The organism is Cobetia sp. PS-4MA (genome assembly GCF_057670765.1).
The window spans coordinates 3,130,823-3,153,658 of sequence record NZ_CM173107.1 but is presented as its reverse complement, the minus strand read 5'-3'; the positions used below and the strand labels follow the sequence as shown (position 1 = coordinate 3,153,658).

Sequence of the window (22,836 nt, the reverse complement as noted above, 5' to 3'; positions counted from 1 at the left end):
CTCATTCCCCTCTCATTCCTCCCTCATCGCGCGCGCCAGCATATCCACGACAGGCTTGCCGACATAACTGGCGAAGCTGCGCTCACCGGTACGGATCATCACTTCGGCAGGCATGCCGGAAAGCAATCGCATGCTCTCGGTCATGTTGCTCTGGCCGGTCCGGGTGACGCGAATCCGCGCCTTGTAATAGCGGGCACGCGTCGCTTCATCCTCGAAGCTGTTGGCGCTCACGTGCGTGACCTCCCCATCGATGATGTTGGATAAGCGCTGATTGAATGCGCTGAAGCGAATCTCTGCGGGCTGGCCGAGGTAGAGGTGGTCAATATCATGATCCGGGACCCTGGCCTCGACGATGAAGCCGTCGCCGGCGGGCACGATATCAAGCAGGGGGTCGCCACTGCGAATCACCGCGCCCAGCGTATGGACCTTCAGGCCGACCACGGTGCCGGCCACCGGTGCGATGACCTTGGTACGCCTGAGGTTGTCATTGAGCGCGACCAGTCGTTCTTCCGCATCGGTGACCTCTGCCTGAACCTGGCGCAGAGACTCGCCGATCTGTTGCTGGAATTCCTGCAGGCGAATCTGTTTCTGCAGCTCGTTTTCGCTGATCTGGGAACGCAGCCGTGCGACCTCGGCAAATTGGCCGGCATTGTCGCTCTGGTATTCGAGACTCTCACGCTCCATCTCACGCAATCGCTGGTTATTGATCAGACCATTTCGGAACAGCTTGCGATGGTTGGCAACGTCACCATTGAGAGAGTTGATGCGTCGTCTTGTGATGGCCTGGGTATTCTCGAGACCTGCAATCTGCTCGTTCATCTGCACGACCTGCTCATCCAGGGCTGCCATGGCACCGTTCAGCGATTGACGACGTACGTCAAAGAGCCGCTGCTGTACTTCAAGGACCTCCCGCACACGAGGATTGGTCGACTGCCTCAAGGCTTCCGGGAAGGTCAGGGTCTCGGCGTTGCTGTACTCGGCAAGCAGGCGTATCTCACTGGCTCTGGCAATCAGGTATTCAGCCTCGACGATCTTCTGCTGAGAGCGTGCCTGGGTGTCATCGAAGACGATGAGCACGTCGCCGGCCTCGACATGATCGCCATCCTCCACGCGAATCGACTCCACGATGCCTCCCTCGAGGTGCTGGATGGTCTTCGTGAAGCTCTCTACCGATACCGATCCCGGTGCCACCACGGAAATTGCCAGGTTCGCCATGACTGACCAGCTGCCGAATCCGCCGACCGCGATGAGCAGTACGGCCAGGCCCAGGCGTCGATAATTGTGGTCGCGTAGCGGAAGCTCACTGTCAAAGCCGCCATTCATGGAGTGGGAGGTGGTCATCTCGGGCTCTCCTCACCGCCTTCATGGCGGCCTCTGGCGCTGGGTTTCAGCTCGGTGACACGCTGTGCGTTCATGGACGGAGTCGAGTGCCCTTTCCCTGCCACGGCCCGTGCAACGGGTCGTCCTCGCGTCGGCGGGGACAGTGAAGCCACCTGGCCATCCTTGAGGACGAGGATGCGGTCGACCTGCTGCAGAAGACGTTGACGATGGGTGATGATGATGGCCGTGGTGCCTGCCTGGCGCAGTTGCATCAGACACTTGGCCAACGCCTGCTCGCCACTTTCATCCAGGTTGGCGTCCGGTTCGTCGAGCACTACCAGCACCGGTTTTCCATAGAGTGCCCGCGCCAGGCCGATACGCTGTCGCTGACCCGCGGAGAGGGCGGCTCCCCCGTGGGACAGCCAGGTGTCATAGCCTTGTGGCAGGCGAAGGATCATGTCGTGGACACCGGCGCTCTGGGCGGCTTGCACCACGAGTGACGCATCGACCTCCTGGAAGCGCGCGATATTCTCGGCGATTGAGCCATCGAACAGCTCGATATCCTGCGGCAGGTAGCCAAGATGAGGCCCGAGCGCGGTCCGCTTCCACTGACTGACGTCCACGCCATCGAGGCGCACGCACCCCAGCTGCACTGGCCATAGGCCGAGTATCACTCGTGCCAGGGTGGATTTGCCGGCGGCGCTGGGGCCTACCACGGCGATGTGCTCACCCTTGGCAAGTGTCAGAGTGATGTCCTTGAGGGTCGGTAGACGCTCGCCTGGCGGCGCGGCGTTGACTGCCTCCAGTGTCAGTCGGCCCTTGGGGGCCGGCAGAGGCATCGAGGGCGCCTCGGCCGGCACGGCCTCGAGCAGCTCCTCGAGGCGGGCTCGTGAGGTGCGTGCACCGCTGAAGCCTTTCCAGCCGGTGATCATCTGATCGATCGGCGCCAGCGCCCGCCCCATCAGGATCGAGCCGGCAATCATCATGCCGGGCGTCAGGTCGCCGGTCAGCACCAGATAGGCGCCAAGACCGAGGATCAATGACTGGAACATCAAGCGCAGTACCTTGGAGGTGTTGGTCAAGAGACCTGCGCGGTCGCTTGCCTTGGACTGCAGCACCAGATACTCACGGTGGCGCGCCTCCCATCGATTCTGGATGCCCGGCAGCATGCCCATGGCGTGGAGCACTTCGGCGTTGCGCAGATTGCTGTTGGCAAGATCCTGGGACAGGACATGTTGGCCGTTGGCATCGCTCAGCAGCTTCCTGGTGGTCTTCTCGTTGATCAGCGCAATGACGGTCAGAACAAGGCCCGCGCCCAGGGCGAACAGACCAAACCATGGGTGAAACAGTGCCAGCACGCCGATGTATATCGGCACCCAGGGCGCGTCAAAGAAGGCGAACAGGCCGTTGCCGGAAAGGAATTGGCGAAGGGTGGTGAGGTCGTTCAGCGGCTGTGCGGAGGGCTTGCCCGGCGTCATCAGGGAGTGCTTGAACATGGCACTGTAAAGTCTCGGGCTGATCAGTACGTCCAGTCGATTCCCGACTCGGACCAGGATTCTCGAGCGAATCAGTTCAAGGGCCCCCATCACCATGAAGAGGAACACGACCACCAGAGTCAGCATCAGCAGCGTTTCCTGGCTACGTGTCGTGATGACTCGATCATAGACCTGCAGCATGTAGAGCGGCGGCACCAGCATCAGCAGATTGATGAACAAGCTGAAGAGGCCGACATAGACAAAGCTGTGCCGACAGTGGTCCAGGATCTTTTGCAGGTCATTACCTTCCCGGGAGATGGCCATGGTGTCGTTCCCTAGCGTCGTTGGTGTTCTTTTTATCCACGTCACCGTCGTTGACGGCTGCCTGAGCTCGGATATTTCACGTTGTCTTGAGGAGACGCCATGGTTCTGTGGTCAATATTGATCATCTATTTATTAGGCTATTCTTTTTTATTCCTCTGGCTGCCTGTTGAAATATTGCTGCTGAATGATCGGCGAGCAAGTGAATATTTCAATGATCAATAAAAAACTTTCCGGGTTTTATTTTGCTGGTTTTTGCTGTTTATTTTGCTCATGTCTGATGGTGAAGATCCATATGGTTTACGTTTTTCAAAAAGTATGAAGGTTCTGGCTTTCGACAAGATTATCTTCTCTGGTATTCAGCATTGTTTTTCTCCTCACGCAAGTCGTATCGAGGGTTTATAGGGGTGGTGTTTTATTATTTCAAAGCATTCACTGTATTGTTTTCATTGAATTTATTTTGATGTGGGAATCTGATGCATATTGCCATTTCGAGGGTGTGTGGAAATACCTCTTGTCTTGCGATAGGCCGCGTCTAGACTCGTTTTTGACGGGTTTACGAGCCTTTGCCGGTCATGTTCTAACTCTTTGGGAAAGCGTTGGAGAGTGGAACGTCATCGGGGATTCATTGCCGGTGAGGGACGTCGTGTCGTGAGGTCTCAAGATGGCGTAGAAATCGCCACTAAAAATTATTCGAGGGGTAGGGAAAATGTATTCCATGTCATTCGTATCGAGTCGTCTTGAGTCCATGGCATCACGTATCAGGAGTGGTGATCGTCTTGAGGGAAAGACGTTCCAGGATCACGAGATAATGGTTACGCCATTTCCCTCAGCGTGGGGGGATTCCATCAAGTCAATACGAATGACATTCGAGGATGCGCAGGATCGACTGTCGGTATTTGAGCGATTTGAGCGTCCCTTTGTCTTTGATCATCTGCCGACCCCTCTATCAGGCAAGCTCAAGATGATGATCGAAGCGTTGGACGAAAGAGGCGAGGTACTGCCCGGGTCTGGTGAGCAGTTCGGCTTCGAGGTCGAGTCACCGGATGTCGTCGCCGAGGAGGTGAGTGACCAGGAGGACACGCCGCAAGCCGCCCAGGCGCTACTGACCAGTAGTGATGAACCTGCCGCGGGCACAGGACCAGCCTTGCTGGCCGAACCTGCCCCTCTGGCCACGGCGGCGCTCATCGCACCGGAAAGCTTCACTACCCTTCGTATCGAGGCCGAAGACCTCAGCGATGACGACGGAGATGGCAATGCATCCTCCATCGGTGGGGCCGGTATCGAGGTGGTGACCGGGGGGGATAATCCGTCCAATACCGCCAATGCATCAGGCACTGCCTACGTGGACTTCGGCGGCGCGACCGGCGAGACGCTGACCTTCACCTTCAGCGTCACCGAGGCCGGTGAATATGAACTCGCGCTGGGGTATGCGCTCAGCCAGAATGGCGATGGGTCTGATCGCAACCGCCCATTGCGCCTGGACGTCAATGGCGAACTTCAGGATCGAATGTTTGATCTGCCGAGCACGACCCTGACCGGCGACGCCACTGATTTCAGTGAGTTCGGCGAGCGTACCATTCGCGTTCAGCTGCAGGCGGGCGAGAACACGGTGTCCTTCACCTCCAACGGGGCCAGTGGCCCCAACGTCGACTATCTGGAAGTGCGTGCACCGGACCCGGACGTCTTCGTCATTCAGGGTGAGGATCTCGATATCGGCCCGACGTCTGATGTCGCCGACGCTGGCACCAATCGCGTGGTGACGGTCGACAACATCGCCAGCTTCACCGATGGCGGGGAAACCTTCCGCGTCGGGGCCGAAGGGGCCAGCTATCTCGATTGGGCGTCGGGCAATGCCGAAGCCTACGGAGAATTCACCCTTGAAGTGGCTACCGCCGGCACGTACAGCGTCACCGTGACCTACGCGTCCAGCTCCCCGCGCCCCATTGGTCTCTTTCTGGTCGATGACGACACGCCAAGTCAGGTCGGCACCTTCCAGTTCGCAGCGGTAGAGGCGCCGGGCTACTACCCCGATGATGTCGATGATGTGCCCGCGGACAACCAGCCAGGCAATGGCGGGCCTTCCGCGTGGGAGGGCTGGTCGACCGAGACGCTGGAGATCACCCTGGCCGCCGGCAGCAATACCCTGCGTCTGGGCGGCGCGACCAACGGGCCGAACATCGACAAGATCGAGGTGGCGCTTCTGGAGGCCGATGCGGTGGAGCCTGTCGATCCGGTGATTGCGCCAGTCGTGATGCAAGCCGAGGATGCCGTGCTGGGCGCTGATAACGGGGCCGCCACCGTGGTGCGTGACGCCGCGAATCCCGAGGCCGGTGGCTTTGTCGGACTGCGCCCGGACTTTTCCGGCACCGGTTACGTGGATTTCGGCAGTGCGCCGGGTGACAGCCTGACCTTCACCGTCAATGTGGCCGAGGCGGGCGACTACGACCTCAACTTCCGCTATGCCAGCAATGGCGCGCGTCCGTTGGCTCTCTCGATCAATGACGGCGAGTCCTCCGAGCTCGCCTTTGTCGGGACTGACCCCAACGCCGGCAACGTCGACCCTGAGGGCTTCGATGTCTGGAGCTACCACACCCTGACGACGAGTCTGGAGGTCGGTGACAACACCGTCACGCTGACGATCCCTGATGGGCGCAGCAATGGGCCCAATGTCGATCGCCTGGAGGTCACCACGGCGGGCACGGGCCCGGTAGGGGATGTCGTGGCGGATGCCGATGTCTCTGTGCTGACCTTTACCGCCGTAGACCCCCTCCTCAATGGCGCGACCGTCGGTGAAGCGGGCTTCAGCGTCAGCGGACTGGATGCCGACATCACCTTCGTCGGCGTGACCTTCGATGAGGGAATCACGGTCCAGGAGGTGGTGCCGAACCCGGATGGCAGCTTCACGCTGGACCTGTCGGGATTCGCTGATGGCGATCTGTCGGTCACGCTGATCGCCATGGATGCCTTCGGCAACCGTGCCGAACAGAGCCTGGCGCTGACGCTGGATACCACCGCCGATGAGGGGGGCGACCTGGCACTCGAAGGCCCGCAAGATGCCATCGAGGCGGATGACAGCGCCAGCGTGGTATTCGGTGTCGCGGGAATCGATGACGGCTCGACTCTCGAGATCAGCTTCGACGGCGGCGTGACCCGTCAGTCCGTTGTCAGCGATGGCGACACCTTGACGGTCGATCTCTCCACACAGGCCCCGGGCGATGTGATCGTGACCCTGATCGTGACCGATGCCGCCGGCAATGAGGCGAGTGTCGCGGAGGCGGTCACGCTGGCCGTCGTCGGCAGCGTGACGCTGGATGTCACCTTCGATGACGCCACGATCAGCGCCTACAACGCGACCCAGGACAATCCCTCCGTTGGCACGGGGGCGGTGGTGGAAGACGACGGTGGCACTCTGACGTTGAACGACAATGTCTGGAAGCGGGCAGCCCTGCCGGAGGACTACACGATCACCAGTGGCAGCATCCTGACCCTGGATGTGGCCATATCCGATTCGCCGGTCCCCGAGATCGTTGCCATCGGCTTCGATGCCGATTCCAATCCGTTCAATGGCGGAAACAGTGTCTATCAGCTGGGCGGCAGCCAGACGCAGGGTGGCTTTGTCGATCTGCGTGGGCAGGGCATCGACAATGGCGATGGCACCCTGCGCTTCACCATCGATCTCTCGGCGCATGCGGGCATCACCCTCGATTCGCTGGTCTTCGTCAACGACGATGATGTGGGCGCCAAGGGCAGTGCGAGCTTCAGTGGCGTAAGCCTGTCAGAAGCCGATGTCGATGACACCAACAGCGCACCGCGCGTGGTGGGGGGTGGCATCGCTGACCTGAGTCTCGACGAAGGCGCGAATCTCGAGGTTGACCTGCCCTTCGTCGATGACGATGGCGATGACCTCGCCTTCAGCTTCCGGGTCACCGATGGCGATGGCCTGCCGGTCACCGTGGACGGGCTGAGTGTCAGCGACACTGTGCTGTCCGGGAGCCTCGCTGGTCTGGTGCCGGGCGATTACACCATCACGGTGACCGCCGATGATGGCACCGCCAGTACCGATACCGACTTCGCCTTGAGCATCGAGAACGTCAACGACGCCCCGGTGGCGGAGCCTGCCGCTCTCGAGCCCTACTTTGGAGAGGTGGGCGAGAGCTTCCTCCAGATTCCGCTGGCGGACTTCGCCTCGCTGTTCTCCGATGCCGATGGCGACAGCCTGACATTGACGGCCGAGGATCTGCCTGCCGGACTCGAGGTGATCGACGGTGTCATTCAAGGCACGCCAAGTGAAAAAGGCACCTTCGATGTTGTCGTGCGCGCCACCGACCCGAGTGGTCTGTCAGCGACCCAGTCGCTGAGCTTCATCATCGAAGGCACCCAGGTTGGCGATAGCATCACGATCGAGGCGGAAGATTTCACGGATCTCGACGCCGGTAACCTGATCGTCACCGGCAGTGCGTCGGCGTCCAACGAGCAGCTGATTCGTCTGACCAGCAATGCGCCGGCGACGATCGGCACTGATCTCTCGGCGGGCGGTGTGGAGCCGGGCTGGTACATCGCACGCCTCTATGTGTTCGATGAAACCGACGGTGAAGGCACCTTGACCCTGACCATCGGTGACACCGTGCTTGAAGCGCGCAACACGACAACCGATAGCCTGAGCGCCGACGTGGTATTGAACGACGACTTCGGCACCTTCGTCGGCAGTGGCGCGCGCGGAAATGCAGGCCAGAGCGGCAACCGCAAGGAAATCGTCTTCGAGACGCCCGTCGAGATCACCGCCGGTGATCTGGCAAGCCTCGAACTGCGTGGTGCCGGTGGCGAGCTGATGCGTATCGACTCGCTTGAATTCGAGCGTATCGATGAGCCGGTCAATACTGCCCCGACCCTGGCGGGACTCGGTGCCGCGATCAGTGTCGACGAGAACAGTGCAGGCGTGGCGAGTCTGGTGCTTGAGGATGCCGATGGCGACAGCCTGACGGTGACGCTGTCCGGTGCCGATGCCGCGCTCTTCTCCTACGACGTGGCGAGTGGAGGAATCGCCTTCCTCAATCCACCGGACGCGGAACTGGCCGCCGACAGCGATGAAGATGGTGTCTACGAGCTGACCGTGACGGTGACCGATGGCGAGGACAGCGTGTCACAGGACACTCTGATCACCGTGGCAGATCTCAATGAGAGCATCGCCATCAACCAGACCGCGTTTGCAGTGGATGAGAACCTGACCGAGATTGGCGCGATCCCGCTCGTCGATGAAGACGGGGGGACTCTCGGCCTCAACGCGCCGGTATTCGCCATCACTGGCGGGGCCGACTCTCCGCTGTTCACCATTGACGCCACCACCGGCGTGCTGAGCTTCACCAGTGCCCGCGATTTCGAGCTGGCGGTCGATGATGACGAAGATGGCGTCTATGACGTCGAGGTCAGCGTCAGTGACGGCGACCTCTCCACCACCGCGCAGCTCTCGGTCACCGTGAATGATGTCGATGAAGCGCCGTTCTCGCCCCTGCGTCTGCAGGCCGAAGACGGCACGGTGACGAGCTTCGATGACGGCGCCAACGCGACGGATACCGTAGTGCGCGATGCCGACAATCCCGAAGACAATGCGAATCTGGAGAACGGTCTGCGGCCGGGCTTCTCCGGTACCGGCTATCTGGACTTCGGCGACACGGCTGGCGATAACGTCGCCTGGCAGATCGAGGTGGCCCAGGCCGGTCAGTACGACATCAGTGTGCGTTACGCCACCAATACCGATCGTTCGCTGGATCTGGTGATCAATGGCGGCGATCCGTTGATGCTGGCCATGGCCAGCACGGACCCGGACGGCAGCGGCGGGGAAGAAGGCTTCGACCACTGGGTCTTCGAGACCTTCACCGTCAGCCTGGAGGCGGGCAGCAACGCCATCGTGCTGGCGATTCCCGCTGGCGCCACCACCGGCCCCAACATCGATCGCATCGAAGTGACCGACGCCGGCAGCGGCCCGATCCCGGAGGATGTGAGTGCCGATGAGGACGGCGATCTCGCCATCGTCGCGGCTGACGACACTCTCGATGCCAGTCAGCTGGCGGCGGCAGTCTTCAACGTCTCCGGCATCGATGATGACGTGACCAGCGTTGCCGTGTCCTTCGACGGCGGCGCGACCCGTGAGGCAGTGACGCCGGACGCCGATGGCAACATCACGCTGGATCTGAGCGGCCAACTCGATGATCAGAGCGGCGATCTCGCCGTCTCGCTGTTCGTCACCGATGCCACCGGCAACGAGGCCAGCGCCAGCGAGGTGGTCAGCTTCGCGGAAGGCGACGGCACGCCTGCATTCAACTTCGCCATCGAGGGCGAGGCGCTGACCATCATCGATACCGACGGTGATACCCAGGTGCGCGATGCCGACAATCCGGAAACCAATGTCGCCTCCGGGCCAGATGGGCTGTGGGATGACTTTACCGGCACCGGTTATCTGGACATGGGAGCCGACGCCGGTGACGCCGCCGAGTTCCAGGTGGCGGTCGATGAGGCCGGTACCTACACCCTGGAGGTTCGCTATACCAATGCCGGTTCCAACGGTGCCGATCGCCCCATGGACATCCTGGTGGACGGGCTGAGTCAGGGGAATCTGGTCTTTGCCTCCACGGGGACCGATGCCGCCGGCTGGGAGAACTGGACCACCACGACGCTCGAGGTGGAGCTCGAGGCCGGCGACAACACCATTCGCCTTGCCAACCTGGGCAACGCCGGCCCCAACATCGACAGCCTGACGGTGAGCCGTGATGGCGTGGTGCCGGAGCGGCCGGTGGAGCCGGGCGAGCGCTTCTCGGTCAAGATCAACTTCCAGCCCGAAGGCACCGCGGTGCCGGATGGCTACATCGCCGACAACGGCAAGGCCTTCGGCACCCAATCGGTGACCGTAGACGGCCAGACCCATCAGTACGGCTGGATCACCGAGGCGTCGATCTACGACGGCGAGCCCGGCACCGAGCCGCTGGACATCAGCGCGCTGACCAGCGTGGCGGTCAATGACCGCACCGATGACATCGCCGGGCTCGACCCGCGCCAGGGCACCTACGCCCACTTCGACCAGCCGGGAAGCGCCTATGTGCGCGCCGGCTGGGAGATCGAGCTGGACGATGGCTACTACGAGGTCACCGTCTCCATCGGGGATACCTCCGGGCCCTACGACAGTCGCAACGTGCTCAATGCCGAGGGTGAGCTGTTCAATGATCCCTTCACCCCGTTCCGGCCCGATGATTTCCCGGCGGACGGCAATCCGTCAGATGATACCGATGGCTTCCGCTCGGATCTGGTCACCCGCATCGTGCAGGTCAGCGATGGGCGTCTGACACTGGATTCCCTGGGGCTCGACAACGAGAACACCGAGATCCAGTACCTCGAGATCCAGGCACTGCCGGACCTGACGCCGGAAGATGATCGCATCGCCGCCGAGGATTACGCCTTCTTCACTGACGCGCGCGCCATCGCTGGGGTCGGTGACAACGAGGTGGAAGTCGATCTGGATCCCGACGACGGCGGCCTGCCGAGCGGGGTCGACCCGACGTCCGACATCTTCGTCGGCATCTCGGTGGTGGACGGCCGCGGCGGGGCGCTGCTCGAGAGCCTGGCTGACGGTTCGATCCGTCTGATCGAGACGCTGACCGGAGAGGAGGTCAGCTTCAACGCCAACACCACCGGTGGCTTCGATTCCCTGACCATCTCGCCGAGCCAGACGCTCAAGGAGTTCACCAGCTATACGCTGATCATCGACGGCTTCCAGGATCGTGGCGCCAACGACGACCTGGACGCGCCGACCCGTGAGTTCCAGAAGTACACCAACACCTTCATCACCGGCGAAGCCCCGGAGATCGTCGCTCGCGATGTGGCCTTCAATGACGTGGTGGAACTCGACGGTGCCTCTGACAACGCCTTCGGTTTCACCTCGCTGGAGATCACCGCCGATGGCTCGACGATGTACATCGCGACCATTGGGGGGCAGATCCTGCGCTACGACATCGACCCCGTCGATGGCTCCCTCGGCAACCGCCAGGAGCTTTCGCTGCCGAGCGATTACTTCCATCAGGACGGGGCCGATGCCAGCAATGATCGCCGCGGGATCATCGGGCTGGTGATCGACCCCACCGATCCCGACGTGCTGTGGATCACCGACAACTATCCGATCCCGCTGTCTGGCCGTGACAACGGCGTGCCCGACTTCAGTGGCCGGATCACCAAGATCACCCTGGAGGGCGGTAGCGAGTTCTCGGGCACCGCCGAGCCCTACATCACTGGCCTGCCACGCTCCAATGGCGATCATGTGACCAACAGCCTGGAGTTCCGCGCGAATCCGGATTACGACGCCGAGACCAATCCCGATGTCCCGAGTCATCTGCTGTATCTGATCCAGGGCTCCAACTCTGCCATGGGCGAGCCGGACAGCGCCTGGGGCAATCGTCCGGAGCGTCTGTTGAATGCCGCGGTGATGGAGATCGACCCGACCCGTGATGCGCCTCCCGGTGGCTTCGATGTCACTACCGAGCCGCTTCCCGACAACGGCCAGAATACTCGCTTCGATGACCCGGATGGCCATCCCAAGGACGACCCGATCCCGATGGGCAATGGCGAGTTCTTGGTGTTCGATGATCGTGGTGTCGCCACGGTGCAGGACGAGTCCGGCAACGTGCTCGAGTCCTACTACGACCCCTACGCCAGCGACGCGGTGCTGACGATCTTTGCCACCGGGGCGCGCAACGCCTACGACCTGGTGTGGCATTCCAATGGCTTCCTGTACGTGCCGACCAACGGTTCGGCGGCAGGCGGCAACGTGCCGGATGACCCGTCGACGCCGGAGGACGAGCGCTACACCAGTGTCGAGAAGCAGGATGACTATCTGTTCAAGATCGTCGAGGGAGGCTATTACGGGCATCCCAACCCGCTGCGCGACGAATACATCCTGAACGGCGGCAATCCGACCAGTGCCACTGACCCCAATCAGGTCGACAAGTATCCGACAGGCACCAACCCCGAGGGCACCTACGATATCTCGGGTGTCTATTCGCTCGGCGAGAATCGCTCGCCCAACGGCGCAGTGGAATACACCAGTGATGTCTTCGGCGGCAATCTGCAGGGCAACGTGTTGTTCACCGAGTACTCCGGCGGTGATGACGTGCGCTCGATCACGCTGGATGCCAACGGCAACGTGATTGGCGATGACGTACTGCGTGATCCTGAGGGCAACGTCATCAGTTACGTCGACCCACTGGACATCATCGAGAATCCGGTCACCGGCCAGCTTTATCTGCTGACCCTGAATCGCGGCAATGGCCAGAGCCAGATCATTCGCCTCGACCCGGCACCGGGCGGGGTGGTGGATCCGGTCGACCCCGTGGACCCTGTCGACCCGACGGATGAGCTGGTCTCGCTGCTGGTCATTCAGGCCGAGGACAGGACGCCTGACGACGGCACCGCCGTGACGCTCGCGACGGGGACGGACGCCGAGATCCAGATTCGCGACATCGACAACCCCGAGACCAACCAGCCGGACCTGCCCAATGGCCTGCGCCCCGGTGCCTTCGGGCTCGATGGCAATACCGACGACACCGACGGCACGCCAGGTGGCTATGCGGACTTCGGGTCTACCAATGCCGACTTCCTTACCTTCACGTTCGAGCTGGATGCCGAGCAGGCTGGCGACTCGGTGCTGCATCTGCGCTATGCCAACGGCGGCAATGCCGATCGCCCGCTGGAAGTGTTCGTCAACAATGTCAGTGTCGGGGTGTTTGACTTCAGTCCGCCCGACGGCCTGACGGGGGATGCAGCCTGGGCCGAGTGGTTGACCGAGGCCGTGGCGGCGACGCTGGTCAGTGGTCAGAACACGGTGCGCCTGCAGGCCACCGCCGACACCGGCCCCAATATCGACCAGCTGGAGATCCTGCAGGAAGCGCCGGATACCACGCCTGGTGTCGATGAGTACGAGGCCGAGGGGGCAGTGCTCGATGGCGCCGTGGTGGTACTGACAAGCGATGATGATCGCAACGCGTCCGGTGATGGGTACGTCGACTTCGCGGGAACGGGTGATCAGACCATCACCTGGACACTCGATGTCGCCGAGACGGGAAGCTATGACATCGCCTTCCGCTACGCGCTTGCCGCGACCAAGGATGACCGTCCCCTGGGGCTTGCGATCAATGGTGTCGACCTCGGGATGTTGAACTTCGAAGGCCAGAGCAACGCTGACGAGAGCGACTGGTTCTTCCAGAACACGCTGGTCGCTCTGCAGCAGGGCAGCAACACCATCACCCTGACCGCGCCGGGTGCCGTGGGGCCGAACATCGATCTGCTGCAGGTGCCGAATGCACCGTCCGACAGCTTCATCCCGGTCTATGCCGATGTCTCGAACGGGGCGCGCATCGAGCTCGAGAGCGGTGACAGCGCACGCACCCTCAACGAGCTGACCGCCGACTTCTACTTCAGCGTGGACAGCAGCGGACTCTATCGTCTGGATCTGGCCGCGAACGTGGGCGCCGATGATGGCCAGGGCCTGGCCCTGACGCTCAACGGGCAGTCGGTGAAACTGCTGGCCTATCCGGGAGTGGGTGACGCTGGTGAAGAGGGCACCTATGTCGAGCTCGAGGCCGGGGTGGAGTACAACCTGCGTGCGGTGTCCACCGCCGATGGTGCCGATGATCTCGACTATCTCGATGTGATGCCGGTGGTCGGCAGCGACAACGCCGATATCGTGGTAGAGAGCGGTGATGCCGCCTACTACTCCGATCGCCTGCACTTCAGTTATCTGGACAACAACAGCGGCTCGAATCCCGATCGTGACTTCAAGGAAAGTGCCACGGTCACCATTTCCAACACCGGCAGCGATGTGCTGGAAGTGCTCGATGCCGACATCGACGGCCCCTTCACGCTGGCGGACCCCGGGGTGTTTGATGGCCTGACGCTGGCCGCGGGGCAATCCCTCGAGGTCACGGTGCTGTTCGACCGGGACAGCTACACCGCGCCGTCCAACAATGCCGGTGATGGGGTCTTCGAGGGCCGTATCCGTCTCACCACCAACGATGCCGACTCACCGATCGCCGAGATCCACATGGCAGGCTTCTGGCAGGCGCGTGACGAGGGTGGCTGGGAGCCCAACGTCAACGAGGTGTGGGAGGTGTTCGGCTTCGGTAACCGTATCGAAGGCTTGTCGACCGTCGGTGGCGGAGAGAATTCGGTACTCAACGACTTCGATCTGTATCGCCCGGTCAATGATGACGAGGTGCTATCGCGCTACTGGTCTCTGGCCGAAGGGGCTGGCGAGGCCAGGATCACCCAGCTGGCGGCCTATCACGGCGGTGGCGGGGCGACGCTGGGTATCCACAACCCCGGCGACAAGGGGCAGGACGTGATCTTCTCCAATCATGCGGGCGACAATAACCAGTCGATCCTGCCGGTATTGGGCAACGGCAACTTCGCCACCGCGACCTTCGGGCTCGATGATATCCCGGCCGGGTGGGCCGGAAGTGGCGTGTTCGGTATCGAAGTGGCCAATCTGTCCACGGACCCGTCACTCAACCCGACCGGAGGCGGCACCCCGCCGGCCGATGCCGAGGGTATCGAGCGCGGCTATACCGTGCGCATGTTCCGGGCTCTCGATGCCGAGGGCAACGTGATCCCCGACACCTACCTGGGGATCATGGATTACACCGGGATCAACTATGACTACAACGACAACATGTTCCTCATCGAGGGGGTAACGCCGGTCGCTGGCGGTGACCTCACGGTGATCAACAATGATGTGCTGCCGTCCAATGATCGCCTGGTGATGTCGCGCATCGAGAATCCGGTCAACAACCAGGTGGTGCATGACGAGGCCACTATCACCTTGCGCAATGACGGCTTCGAGGACCTGACCATCGACGATGTCGTCGTCAGTGACACGACGCTGTTCGAATTGACCCAGCCGTTCAGTACGCTGACGCTGGCACCGGGGGAATCGGCGGATGTCACGGTGCGTTTCATCGCTGATGACCCCAACGATGGCAGCCTGTATGAGGCCAGCCTGATCATCACCTCCAGCGATTCCGATGGGGGCGAGAAGGTCATCCAGCTTGCGGGTCTGGCCCAGAACCAGTCCGAGAGCGGTCAGGAGCCCACGGTGCAGGAGATCGTCAACGCCTTCGGCTACTCCACCAACGTGGTACAGGACCAGATGAATCAGGGCGGCCTGGTGGAGGCCAACGGAGACGAGATCCTGTCCCCGTACTTCCAGCGTGCCGATGGGGATGAACCGATCAAGATCACCCAGATCGCCGCCTACCATGGCCAGGGCGACATCGCGCGACTGTTCGTGCATGACGTCGACAGTCGCGAGCTCGAAGAAGTCATCGTGCATGACGAGCAGGACGGCCAGACGCTGTTCCCGCGGGCGCTCGATAGCGGCGATCAGCAGGCAGTGGTGAGTCTGGATCGCGATGATCCCTTCGGGTTCTACGCCGAGATATCCGATCGCCAGGGCTATATCTCCTGGTCCGACCCGGATGCCAACCTCTACGAGGACACCATCGATGCCATCGGCAATCCCGGCAGCAATCTGAATTGGGATGAAAGTGATGGCCACCTGATTCGCGTCTACGTGGCCAAGGATGCCGACGGCAACGTGATTCCGGACACCTATATCGTCATCCAGGACTACGCGGGGGTGAATTACGACTACAACGACAACATCTTCCTGGTCGAGAACGTCACCACCTACGACCCCACCGGCGCGGAAGATGCCGATGGCAATGGGCGTGTGGACCTGTACGACGATGACGACAACGACGGTGTGCCGAACTTCCTCGACAATCCCGAGCCGGTGGGACAGAGCGCCTTCAATGCCGGCGAGACTGCCTGGGCGGTGGGAAGCGATGGCCTGACACTGGAGGCGCGCCTGTTCGACAACGGTGGCCAGGGCGTCGCCTACAACGACACCACGCAGGCCCACCAGGGCGATGGCTTCCGTTCCGACGAAGCGGTGGATATCTCCAATGGCAGCCTGGCCATCGGCTATGTGGCCGACGGTGAGTGGCTCGAGTACACCCTGAATGTCGAGACGGCGGGCACCTATGAGCTGAACTTCTCCGCCTCGGCGACTTCCGACGGCAAGTCGATCACCGCCGCCTTCGAGCAGGACGGCAGCTTCTATACCGAGGGCCAGGCGGTGGCGGTACCGGACACCGACGGTTTCACCAACTTCACCGATGTGGGTCCCTTGACCTTCACGCTGGAGGAAGGTGAGCAGGTGCTCAGGTTGACCTTCAACGGCGGACAGCTGGATCTGGCCTCTCTGAATCTGACGCTGGTGGCGCCGGTGGACGATGGCCAGCAGGCATTCACCGACGATGGCCAGCCCTGGCAGGTGGGCAGCGAGTTCAGCCTGGAGGCGGTGAATTACGATGAGGGCGGCCAGGATGTCGCCTACAACGATTCCAGCGAGGTGCAGCAAGGCAGCAACGTGCGTGGCGAAGGGGTGGATCTGGCCAACGGCGGCACTGCCATCGGCTGGATCGAGGACGGAGAATGGGTGGAATACACCCTCGATGTCGAGCAGGCCGGCACCTATGACATGGCTTTCCTGGCTTCACTGGGCACCAGTGGTGGTGGGCAACGTACCGTGACCGCAACCTTTACCAAGGAGGGCGATACCCCTTATGCCAGCGTCACACCGGTAGGGGTCTCACCGACCGGTAGCTGGACCAGTTTCGTGGGTACCGAGACCGCCCAGGTGACCCTGGAGGCTGGAGAGCAGGTGCTGCGACTGACCTTCAATGGCGGATCCATGGATCTGCAGGGATTCTCGCTCTCCCTTGATGGTCAGCAGGCCTTCAATGCGGGAGGCATCCCCTGGCAGGTGCAGGCGGATGAGGGACTCAGCCTCGATGCCGTCAACTTTGATGAAGGCGGGCAAGGGGAGGCCTACAACGAGCTCTCCAGCGCTCAGTTCGGCTCGAACTATCGCGATACACCGGTGGATATCGTCGGCGAGGGGGAAGCGATAGGCTGGGTAGAGGATGGTGAATGGCTTGAGTACACCATCGATGTCGAGCAGGCCGGCGCTCACACGCTGTCATTCGTCACCTCCGCTCCTGACAATGGGCGCAGCATCACGGCCTCGGTGGAGAAGAATGGCGAGTTCTATGACGAGGCCAGTGGCACGCTGCCCAATTCCGGCGCCTGGGGAGTCTATGTCGATGGCCCCTCGCTGACGCTGGACCTGGAAGAGGGGGTGCAGGTGCTACGCATCACCTTCAATGGCGGCTCGCAGGATCTGGCATCGTTCCAGATCACGCGTGATCCGGATGTGGCTCCGGCTGGCTCACCGAATGCACTCGCGATGATGAGCATGCTCGAGGACGGCGCCGCGATTCCGGTCTCCAATGATGAGGAGGCGCCGATGAGCGACGATGTCGGCCTTCAGGGCATACAGGATGATGTCCAGGCCGGCCTGCTCTAGAAAGACGGCGCAAGATGACGGGAAAGGCGTGAGCAAGTGGCCGGGAAGATGGCATGGGCTGGAACCTTGCCTTTCCCGGCCCGCGTAGCTGCCTGGCAGGACATGCGTGAGTCTCTGACGCGCATGTCCTGTCAGGCATCTGCGTGTCGCCAGTTCCCCCCCTCCTTCTTTCGGTGTGACTCTCCGAGATCTCCCGGCAACACCTGATGGCGCGAGACGGGTCTCGATCTCCGCGCCTGCGTCTGGCGTTACCGGAGGCTCGCCTGTCAGAAGCGGCTGCGAACACGCACTGCAGCGTCTGTCTTCCTGAGCTGTTATCATGCCCGCCTTCAGATTCACCTTGTTGGCTGTTGTCTCCCTCATCTTTCGTCTGGCCTCCCGCCATGTCCCTCGTCATGCGCCTGTTGTCGCAGGTCGTCGCTGACAGGACGGCACCTCGGAGACAGAACGCGAACCGGGAGAAGACAGGCACGCATTCGCTTGCAAGAGGACATGAGATGGCTCGTATTGCCATGGCACGCCACATTCTGGTGAAGACCGAGGCCGAGGCGCAGCGTCTCAAGCAGTCACTGGAGCGCGGCCAGCCGTTCGAGAAGCTGGCGAAGAAGCACTCCACCTGTCCTTCCGGCAAGCGGGGCGGTGACCTGGGCGAAGTGCGCCCCGGCCAGATGGTCGGCGGCATTGATCGCGCCATCTTCAAGGGCCCGCTCAATACCCTGCAGGGGCCGCTGAAGAGCAAGTTCGGCTATCACCTGCTGGAAGTCTTCTTCCGTGGCTGATGCCTGACGGACCGCGATTCCAGACCCCGTATCATCCGGCGCCAGCGTGACGCTTCGTCACCGCCCACCTTTTCATTCCAAACGGATATTCCCTCGTGATCTCTACCGCCAATCTCACCATGCAGTTCGGTGCCAAGCCGCTGTTTGAAGACGTCTCCGCCAAATTCGGTCGTGGCAATCGCTATGGCCTGATCGGTGCCAACGGCTGCGGCAAGTCGACCATGATGAAGATTCTCGGCGGCGATCTTGAGCCGTCCGGTGGCCACGTCATGCTCGAGCCCAACACCCGTCTGGGCAAGCTGCGTCAGGACCAGTTCGCCTATGAGGAATACACGGTGCTCGACACCGTCATCATGGGCCACGAGCGCCTGGCGGTGGTCAAGGCCGAGCGTGACCGCATCTACTCGCTGCCGGAGATGAGCGAGGAAGATGGCATGAAGGTCGCCGACCTCGAGGTCGAGTTCGCCGAGCTGGACGGCTACACCGCCGAAGCGCGTGCCGGTGAGCTGCTGATGGGCCTCGACATCCCCATCGAGCAGCACCTCGGGCCGATGAGTGAAGTCGCGCCGGGCTGGAAACTGCGCGTGCTGCTGGCACAGGCGCTGTTCTCCGATCCTGACGTCCTGCTGCTCGATGAGCCGACCAACCACCTGGACATCAACACCATCCGCTGGTTGGAAGGCGTGCTGACCGCGCGCTCCAGCACCATGATCATCATCTCGCACGACCGTCACTTCCTGAACAGTGTCTGCACCCACATGGCGGACCTGGATTACGGTGAGCTGCGTCTGTTCCCGGGCAACTATGACGAGTACATGACCGCCGCCACCCAGGCGCGTGAACAGCTGCAGGCCGACAACGCCAAGAAGAAGGCGCAGATCGCCGAGCTGCAGTCCTTCGTCAGCCGCTTCTCCGCCAACGCCTCCAAGGCCAAGCAGGCGACCTCGCGTGCCAAGCAGATCGACAAGATCCAGCTCAACGAGATCAAGCCGTCCTCACGCGTCAGCCCGTTCATTCGCTTCGAGCAGACCAAAAAGGTCCACAACAACGCGGTGATGATCGACAAGCTCGCCAAGGGCTTCGATGGCAACACCCTGTTCGAGAACTTCAGCTTCACGGTCGCCGCCGGTGAGCGTGTCGCCATCATCGGCCCGAACGGTATCGGCAAGACCACGCTGCTGCGCACCCTGGTCGGCGAGATGCACCCGGATGCCGGTGAAGTGAAGTGGACCGACGCCGCGGAAGTCGGCTACTACGCGCAGGACCACGCGCATGACTTCGCCAACGACATGAGCCTCTACGACTGGATGTCGCAGTGGACCGGTGGGGGCGAACAGGTCGTGCGTGGCACCCTGGGCCGCATGCTGTTCTCCAATGACGACATCCAGAAGTCGGTCAAGGTGCTTTCCGGTGGTGAGCAGGGTCGCATGTTGTTCGGCAAGTTGATCCTCAAGCAGCCCAACGTGCTGGTGATGGATGAGCCGACCAACCACCTGGACATGGAGTCCATCGAGGCACTCAACCTCGCGCTGGAAAACTATCCGGGCACGCTGATCTTCGTCAGCCACGACCGTGAATTCGTCGGCTCGTTGGCCACGCGCATCATCGAGCTGAATGCCGAGGGTGTGGTCGACTTCTCCGGCACCTACGATGACTACCTGCGCAGCCAGGGCGTCATCGTCTGAGCGAGCACGTCTGCTCCCTGGCGTGAAATCGCCGCTCTGATCGCCCCCGTTGCCCCTGGCAGCGGGGGCGATCTGCCATCTGGCGTCGACGATCCGCGCCATTCGATTGCGCGATGTGACTGCATGTGAGAATCATTCGCCGATGAGGTGTATTTGTCTTATCATCTGCGCCTCTTGATCGCACCCGCGCGAAGGCGTGTGCATCCACCTTGTCGTCGCTCACCCCAGGAACAGAGTCATCATGTCAGATGTCGCACCCGGTGCCCCCGCTCAACGGCCCGCCTCGCGCGCCACGTCCATGCATCAGGACACCCCCCGTCAGCGAGGGCGGCGCAAGACCCTGGCGCAGCGACTCAATCCCTGGATCCGCTCTCTGCATCTGTACTGCGGCGTCGCGCTGGTGCCCTTCGTGCTGTTGTATGGCGTGAGCGCCTTCCTGATGAACCATCCCGGTCTGTATCGCGACATCCAGCAGACACCCTTGTCGTCCGAGGCATTGCAACGCGCCGCGTTGGGCCCGGTGGATGCCCAGGCTCTGGCCGTGGCCACCGTGGCGGAAATGAACCGAGTCTCCTCGGGGCGTCACGAATTCACGCTGGTTGACCCGCAGGCGCTCGAAGGGGCGCCGTTGTCTCTGCTGCTGGATTCCCGGGGAGCGGACATGCGTCAGCGCTACATGGTGGATCTTTCCCACGGTGAGGGACGGCGCATCGCCATGCAGGAAAACGCCGCGGGAAATGCGTCGGCTCGTCCTGCTCGCATGCCGCTGGCCGGCCAGACCCTGACGCTTCCTGACACCTCGCCACTGGCGGTGCCACTGGTCAGTCAGCAGGCCCGTCTTCGCGAGGCGATCGGCGCCAGTGAACGTCAGCCGCTCAATGGCAAGGGGACGCTCGACTTCACGCTGGAGGACGGCAGCGGCCAGCGCTTCACTGCCCAGCTGGACCTGTATTCAGGCAAGCTGAAGGGCCAGCCCGTCGGGCAGGTCCAGCCCGGCGCGGGGCTTGGCGAAACCCTGACGCATCTGCACAAGCAGCATGGCTACAAGAGCAGCGTGCTGGAGTGGCTGTGGGCCGTGGTCGTGGATGTCATGGCCTGCGTGATGGTGCTGTGGGGGCTGACTGGCCTGTGGATGTGGTGGCAGATGAAACGTCGGCGCCCCCTGGGCGGCCTGCTCATGGCGGCCGGTATCGGTCTGTCGGCGGCTCTCGGACTGGGGCTGCATGCCGGAATGTGACAGGTGAGGTGAGCAGGCTCTTGGCTTGATGTCGTGTCCAGCGAGACACGACAGAACCTGACGAGATGGCATGTCAGCTGACGTGCGAGCTGACGTGCGAGCTGACGTGCGAGATAAAAAGGAGCGCTGTGGATATCCGCAGCGCTCCTTTTGATGGCCAATCCGCGTTCCACATGTTGCAGGGGACGGCGGGAGCCCGAAACCGGGCGTGGCTTCTGGTAAACTGCGCGGCCGGTGTCTGGCACAGTCGGGCCACCACGGTGCCTCTACTCGAGCACTCGGCGTTTCAGCACCGTCTTTCTCTTCTTGTTGCACGAGGTTTCCAGCATGGCCACATACGACGTCATCATCATCGGCGCAGGCGCGGCAGGCCTGATGTGTGCCGCCACGGCGGGCTATCAGGGCAAGCGCGTGCTGGTGCTGGACCACGCCAACAAGGCCGGCAAGAAGATCCTGATGTCAGGTGGCGGGCGCTGCAATTTCACCAACCTGGATGCCGGGCCGTCCAACTTCTTCTCACGCAATCCGCACTTCTGCATCTCGGCACTCAAGCGCTACACGCCGCATCACTTTCTCGAGCTGGTGGAGCGTCACGGGTTGGAGCATGTCGAGAAGAAGCCGGGGCAGCTGTTCTGCGCGGATTCCGCCAAGGATCTGCTGGCGATCCTGATGACGGAGTGCGAGTGGGCCGGGGCGGAGATTCGTCTCAACACACGCATCACTTCGCTTGAGCGTGCGGGTGAGGGCATGCGGGTCGAGACCAGCAACGGCACGCATACGGCAGGGCGGGTGGTAGTGGCGACCGGTGGCATGTCGATCCCGACGCTGGGCGCGACAGGCTTTGGCTATGATATCGCGCGCCAGTTCGGGCTCGAGGTCACCGAGACCTACGCGGCGCTGGTGCCGTTCACGCTGACCTCGCAGTGGAAGGAGCGCCTGTCGCCGCTGTCCGGGCTTGCCTGTGACGTCAGCGTCACCGCCGGCAAGGGCCAGTATCGCGAACCGATGCTGATCACCCACCGTGGGCTTTCCGGCCCGGCGATGCTGCAGGCCTCCAGCTGGTGGACGCCCGGTCAGCCACTGGACATCGACCTGCTGCCGGGGGTGGACGCCTACGCCGAGCTGCTGGCCCTGCGTGAGCAGCATCCCAAGCGCCAGATCGGCCCCTGGCTTGGCGAGCGCCTGCCCAAGCGTCTCGCCCAGTCGCTGGTCGAGTGGCAGGACGCCGATGCCGGCCGCATCAGCGAGCGCAGCCTCGCCGAGCTCTCCAACGCGCGTCTCGAGCAGCTGGCCAAGGCGCTCAACCACTGGCAGCTCAAGCCGGCGGGCACCGAAGGCTGGCGCACCGCCGAGGTCACCATGGGCGGCGTGGTCACCGATGCCATCTCGCAGAAGGACTTCAGCGTGCGCGATCTCCCGCAGCTGGCCTTCATCGGTGAGGTGCTGGATGTCACCGGCGAACTTGGCGGCTACAACTTCCAGTGGGCGTGGTCCTCGGCGGTGGCCTGCGGGCTGAACTGCTGACCAGCACGTTCTCACCACTGGCCGC

The 22,836-nt window shown here is 62.2% G+C and carries 7 protein-coding genes; 5 read left to right on the top strand and 2 right to left on the bottom strand.

Features of this window, described 5'->3' with window-relative positions; translation table 11 throughout:
• Window positions 1-12: 12 nt before the first annotated feature.
• Together AC26AR_RS13360 and AC26AR_RS13355 are read right to left on the bottom strand one after the other, a co-directional pair.
• Entirely contained in the window at window positions 13-1,341 is a 1,329-nt protein-coding gene (locus AC26AR_RS13360; protein WP_077375488.1) for an HlyD family type I secretion periplasmic adaptor subunit, read from the bottom strand.
• A complete protein-coding gene (locus tag AC26AR_RS13355; protein ID WP_488107196.1) occupies window positions 1,338-3,119 on the bottom strand; it encodes a type I secretion system permease/ATPase in 1,782 nt (593 codons plus the stop codon). Before AC26AR_RS13355 ends, AC26AR_RS13360 begins: the two co-directional genes overlap by 4 nt.
• A 961-nt stretch (window positions 3,120-4,080) precedes the next feature.
• Between AC26AR_RS13355 and AC26AR_RS13350 the strand changes: the two genes are divergently transcribed.
• The 5 genes from AC26AR_RS13350 (at window position 4,081) to AC26AR_RS13330 (ending at window position 22,811) form a co-directional block, all read left to right on the top strand.
• Window positions 4,081-17,586 carry a carbohydrate-binding protein gene (locus tag AC26AR_RS13350; RefSeq protein ID WP_488107195.1) on the top strand — a complete coding sequence of 4,502 codons (13,506 nt, stop codon included), beginning with the start codon at window positions 4,081-4,083 and terminating at the stop codon, window positions 17,584-17,586.
• Window positions 17,587-18,083: 497 nt separating this feature from the next.
• Window positions 18,084-18,365 (top strand): peptidylprolyl isomerase, encoded by a 282-nt coding sequence (locus tag AC26AR_RS13345; protein WP_077375482.1) that lies wholly within the window; start codon window positions 18,084-18,086, stop codon window positions 18,363-18,365.
• A 95-nt stretch (window positions 18,366-18,460) separates the two neighbouring features.
• Entirely contained in the window at window positions 18,461-20,050 is a 1,590-nt protein-coding gene (locus AC26AR_RS13340) for an ABC-F family ATPase (protein WP_077375479.1), read from the top strand.
• A 241-nt stretch (window positions 20,051-20,291) separates the two neighbouring features.
• Window positions 20,292-21,287 carry a PepSY domain-containing protein gene (locus tag AC26AR_RS13335; RefSeq protein WP_488107194.1) on the top strand — a complete coding sequence of 332 codons (996 nt, stop codon included), beginning with the start codon at window positions 20,292-20,294 and terminating at the stop codon, window positions 21,285-21,287.
• Window positions 21,288-21,614: 327 nt separating this feature from the next.
• Window positions 21,615-22,811: a BaiN/RdsA family NAD(P)/FAD-dependent oxidoreductase gene (locus AC26AR_RS13330; RefSeq protein ID WP_077375472.1), complete on the top strand. Its 1,197-nt coding sequence runs from the start codon at window positions 21,615-21,617 to the stop codon at window positions 22,809-22,811.
• The last annotated feature ends 25 nt before the right edge of the window (window positions 22,812-22,836 follow it).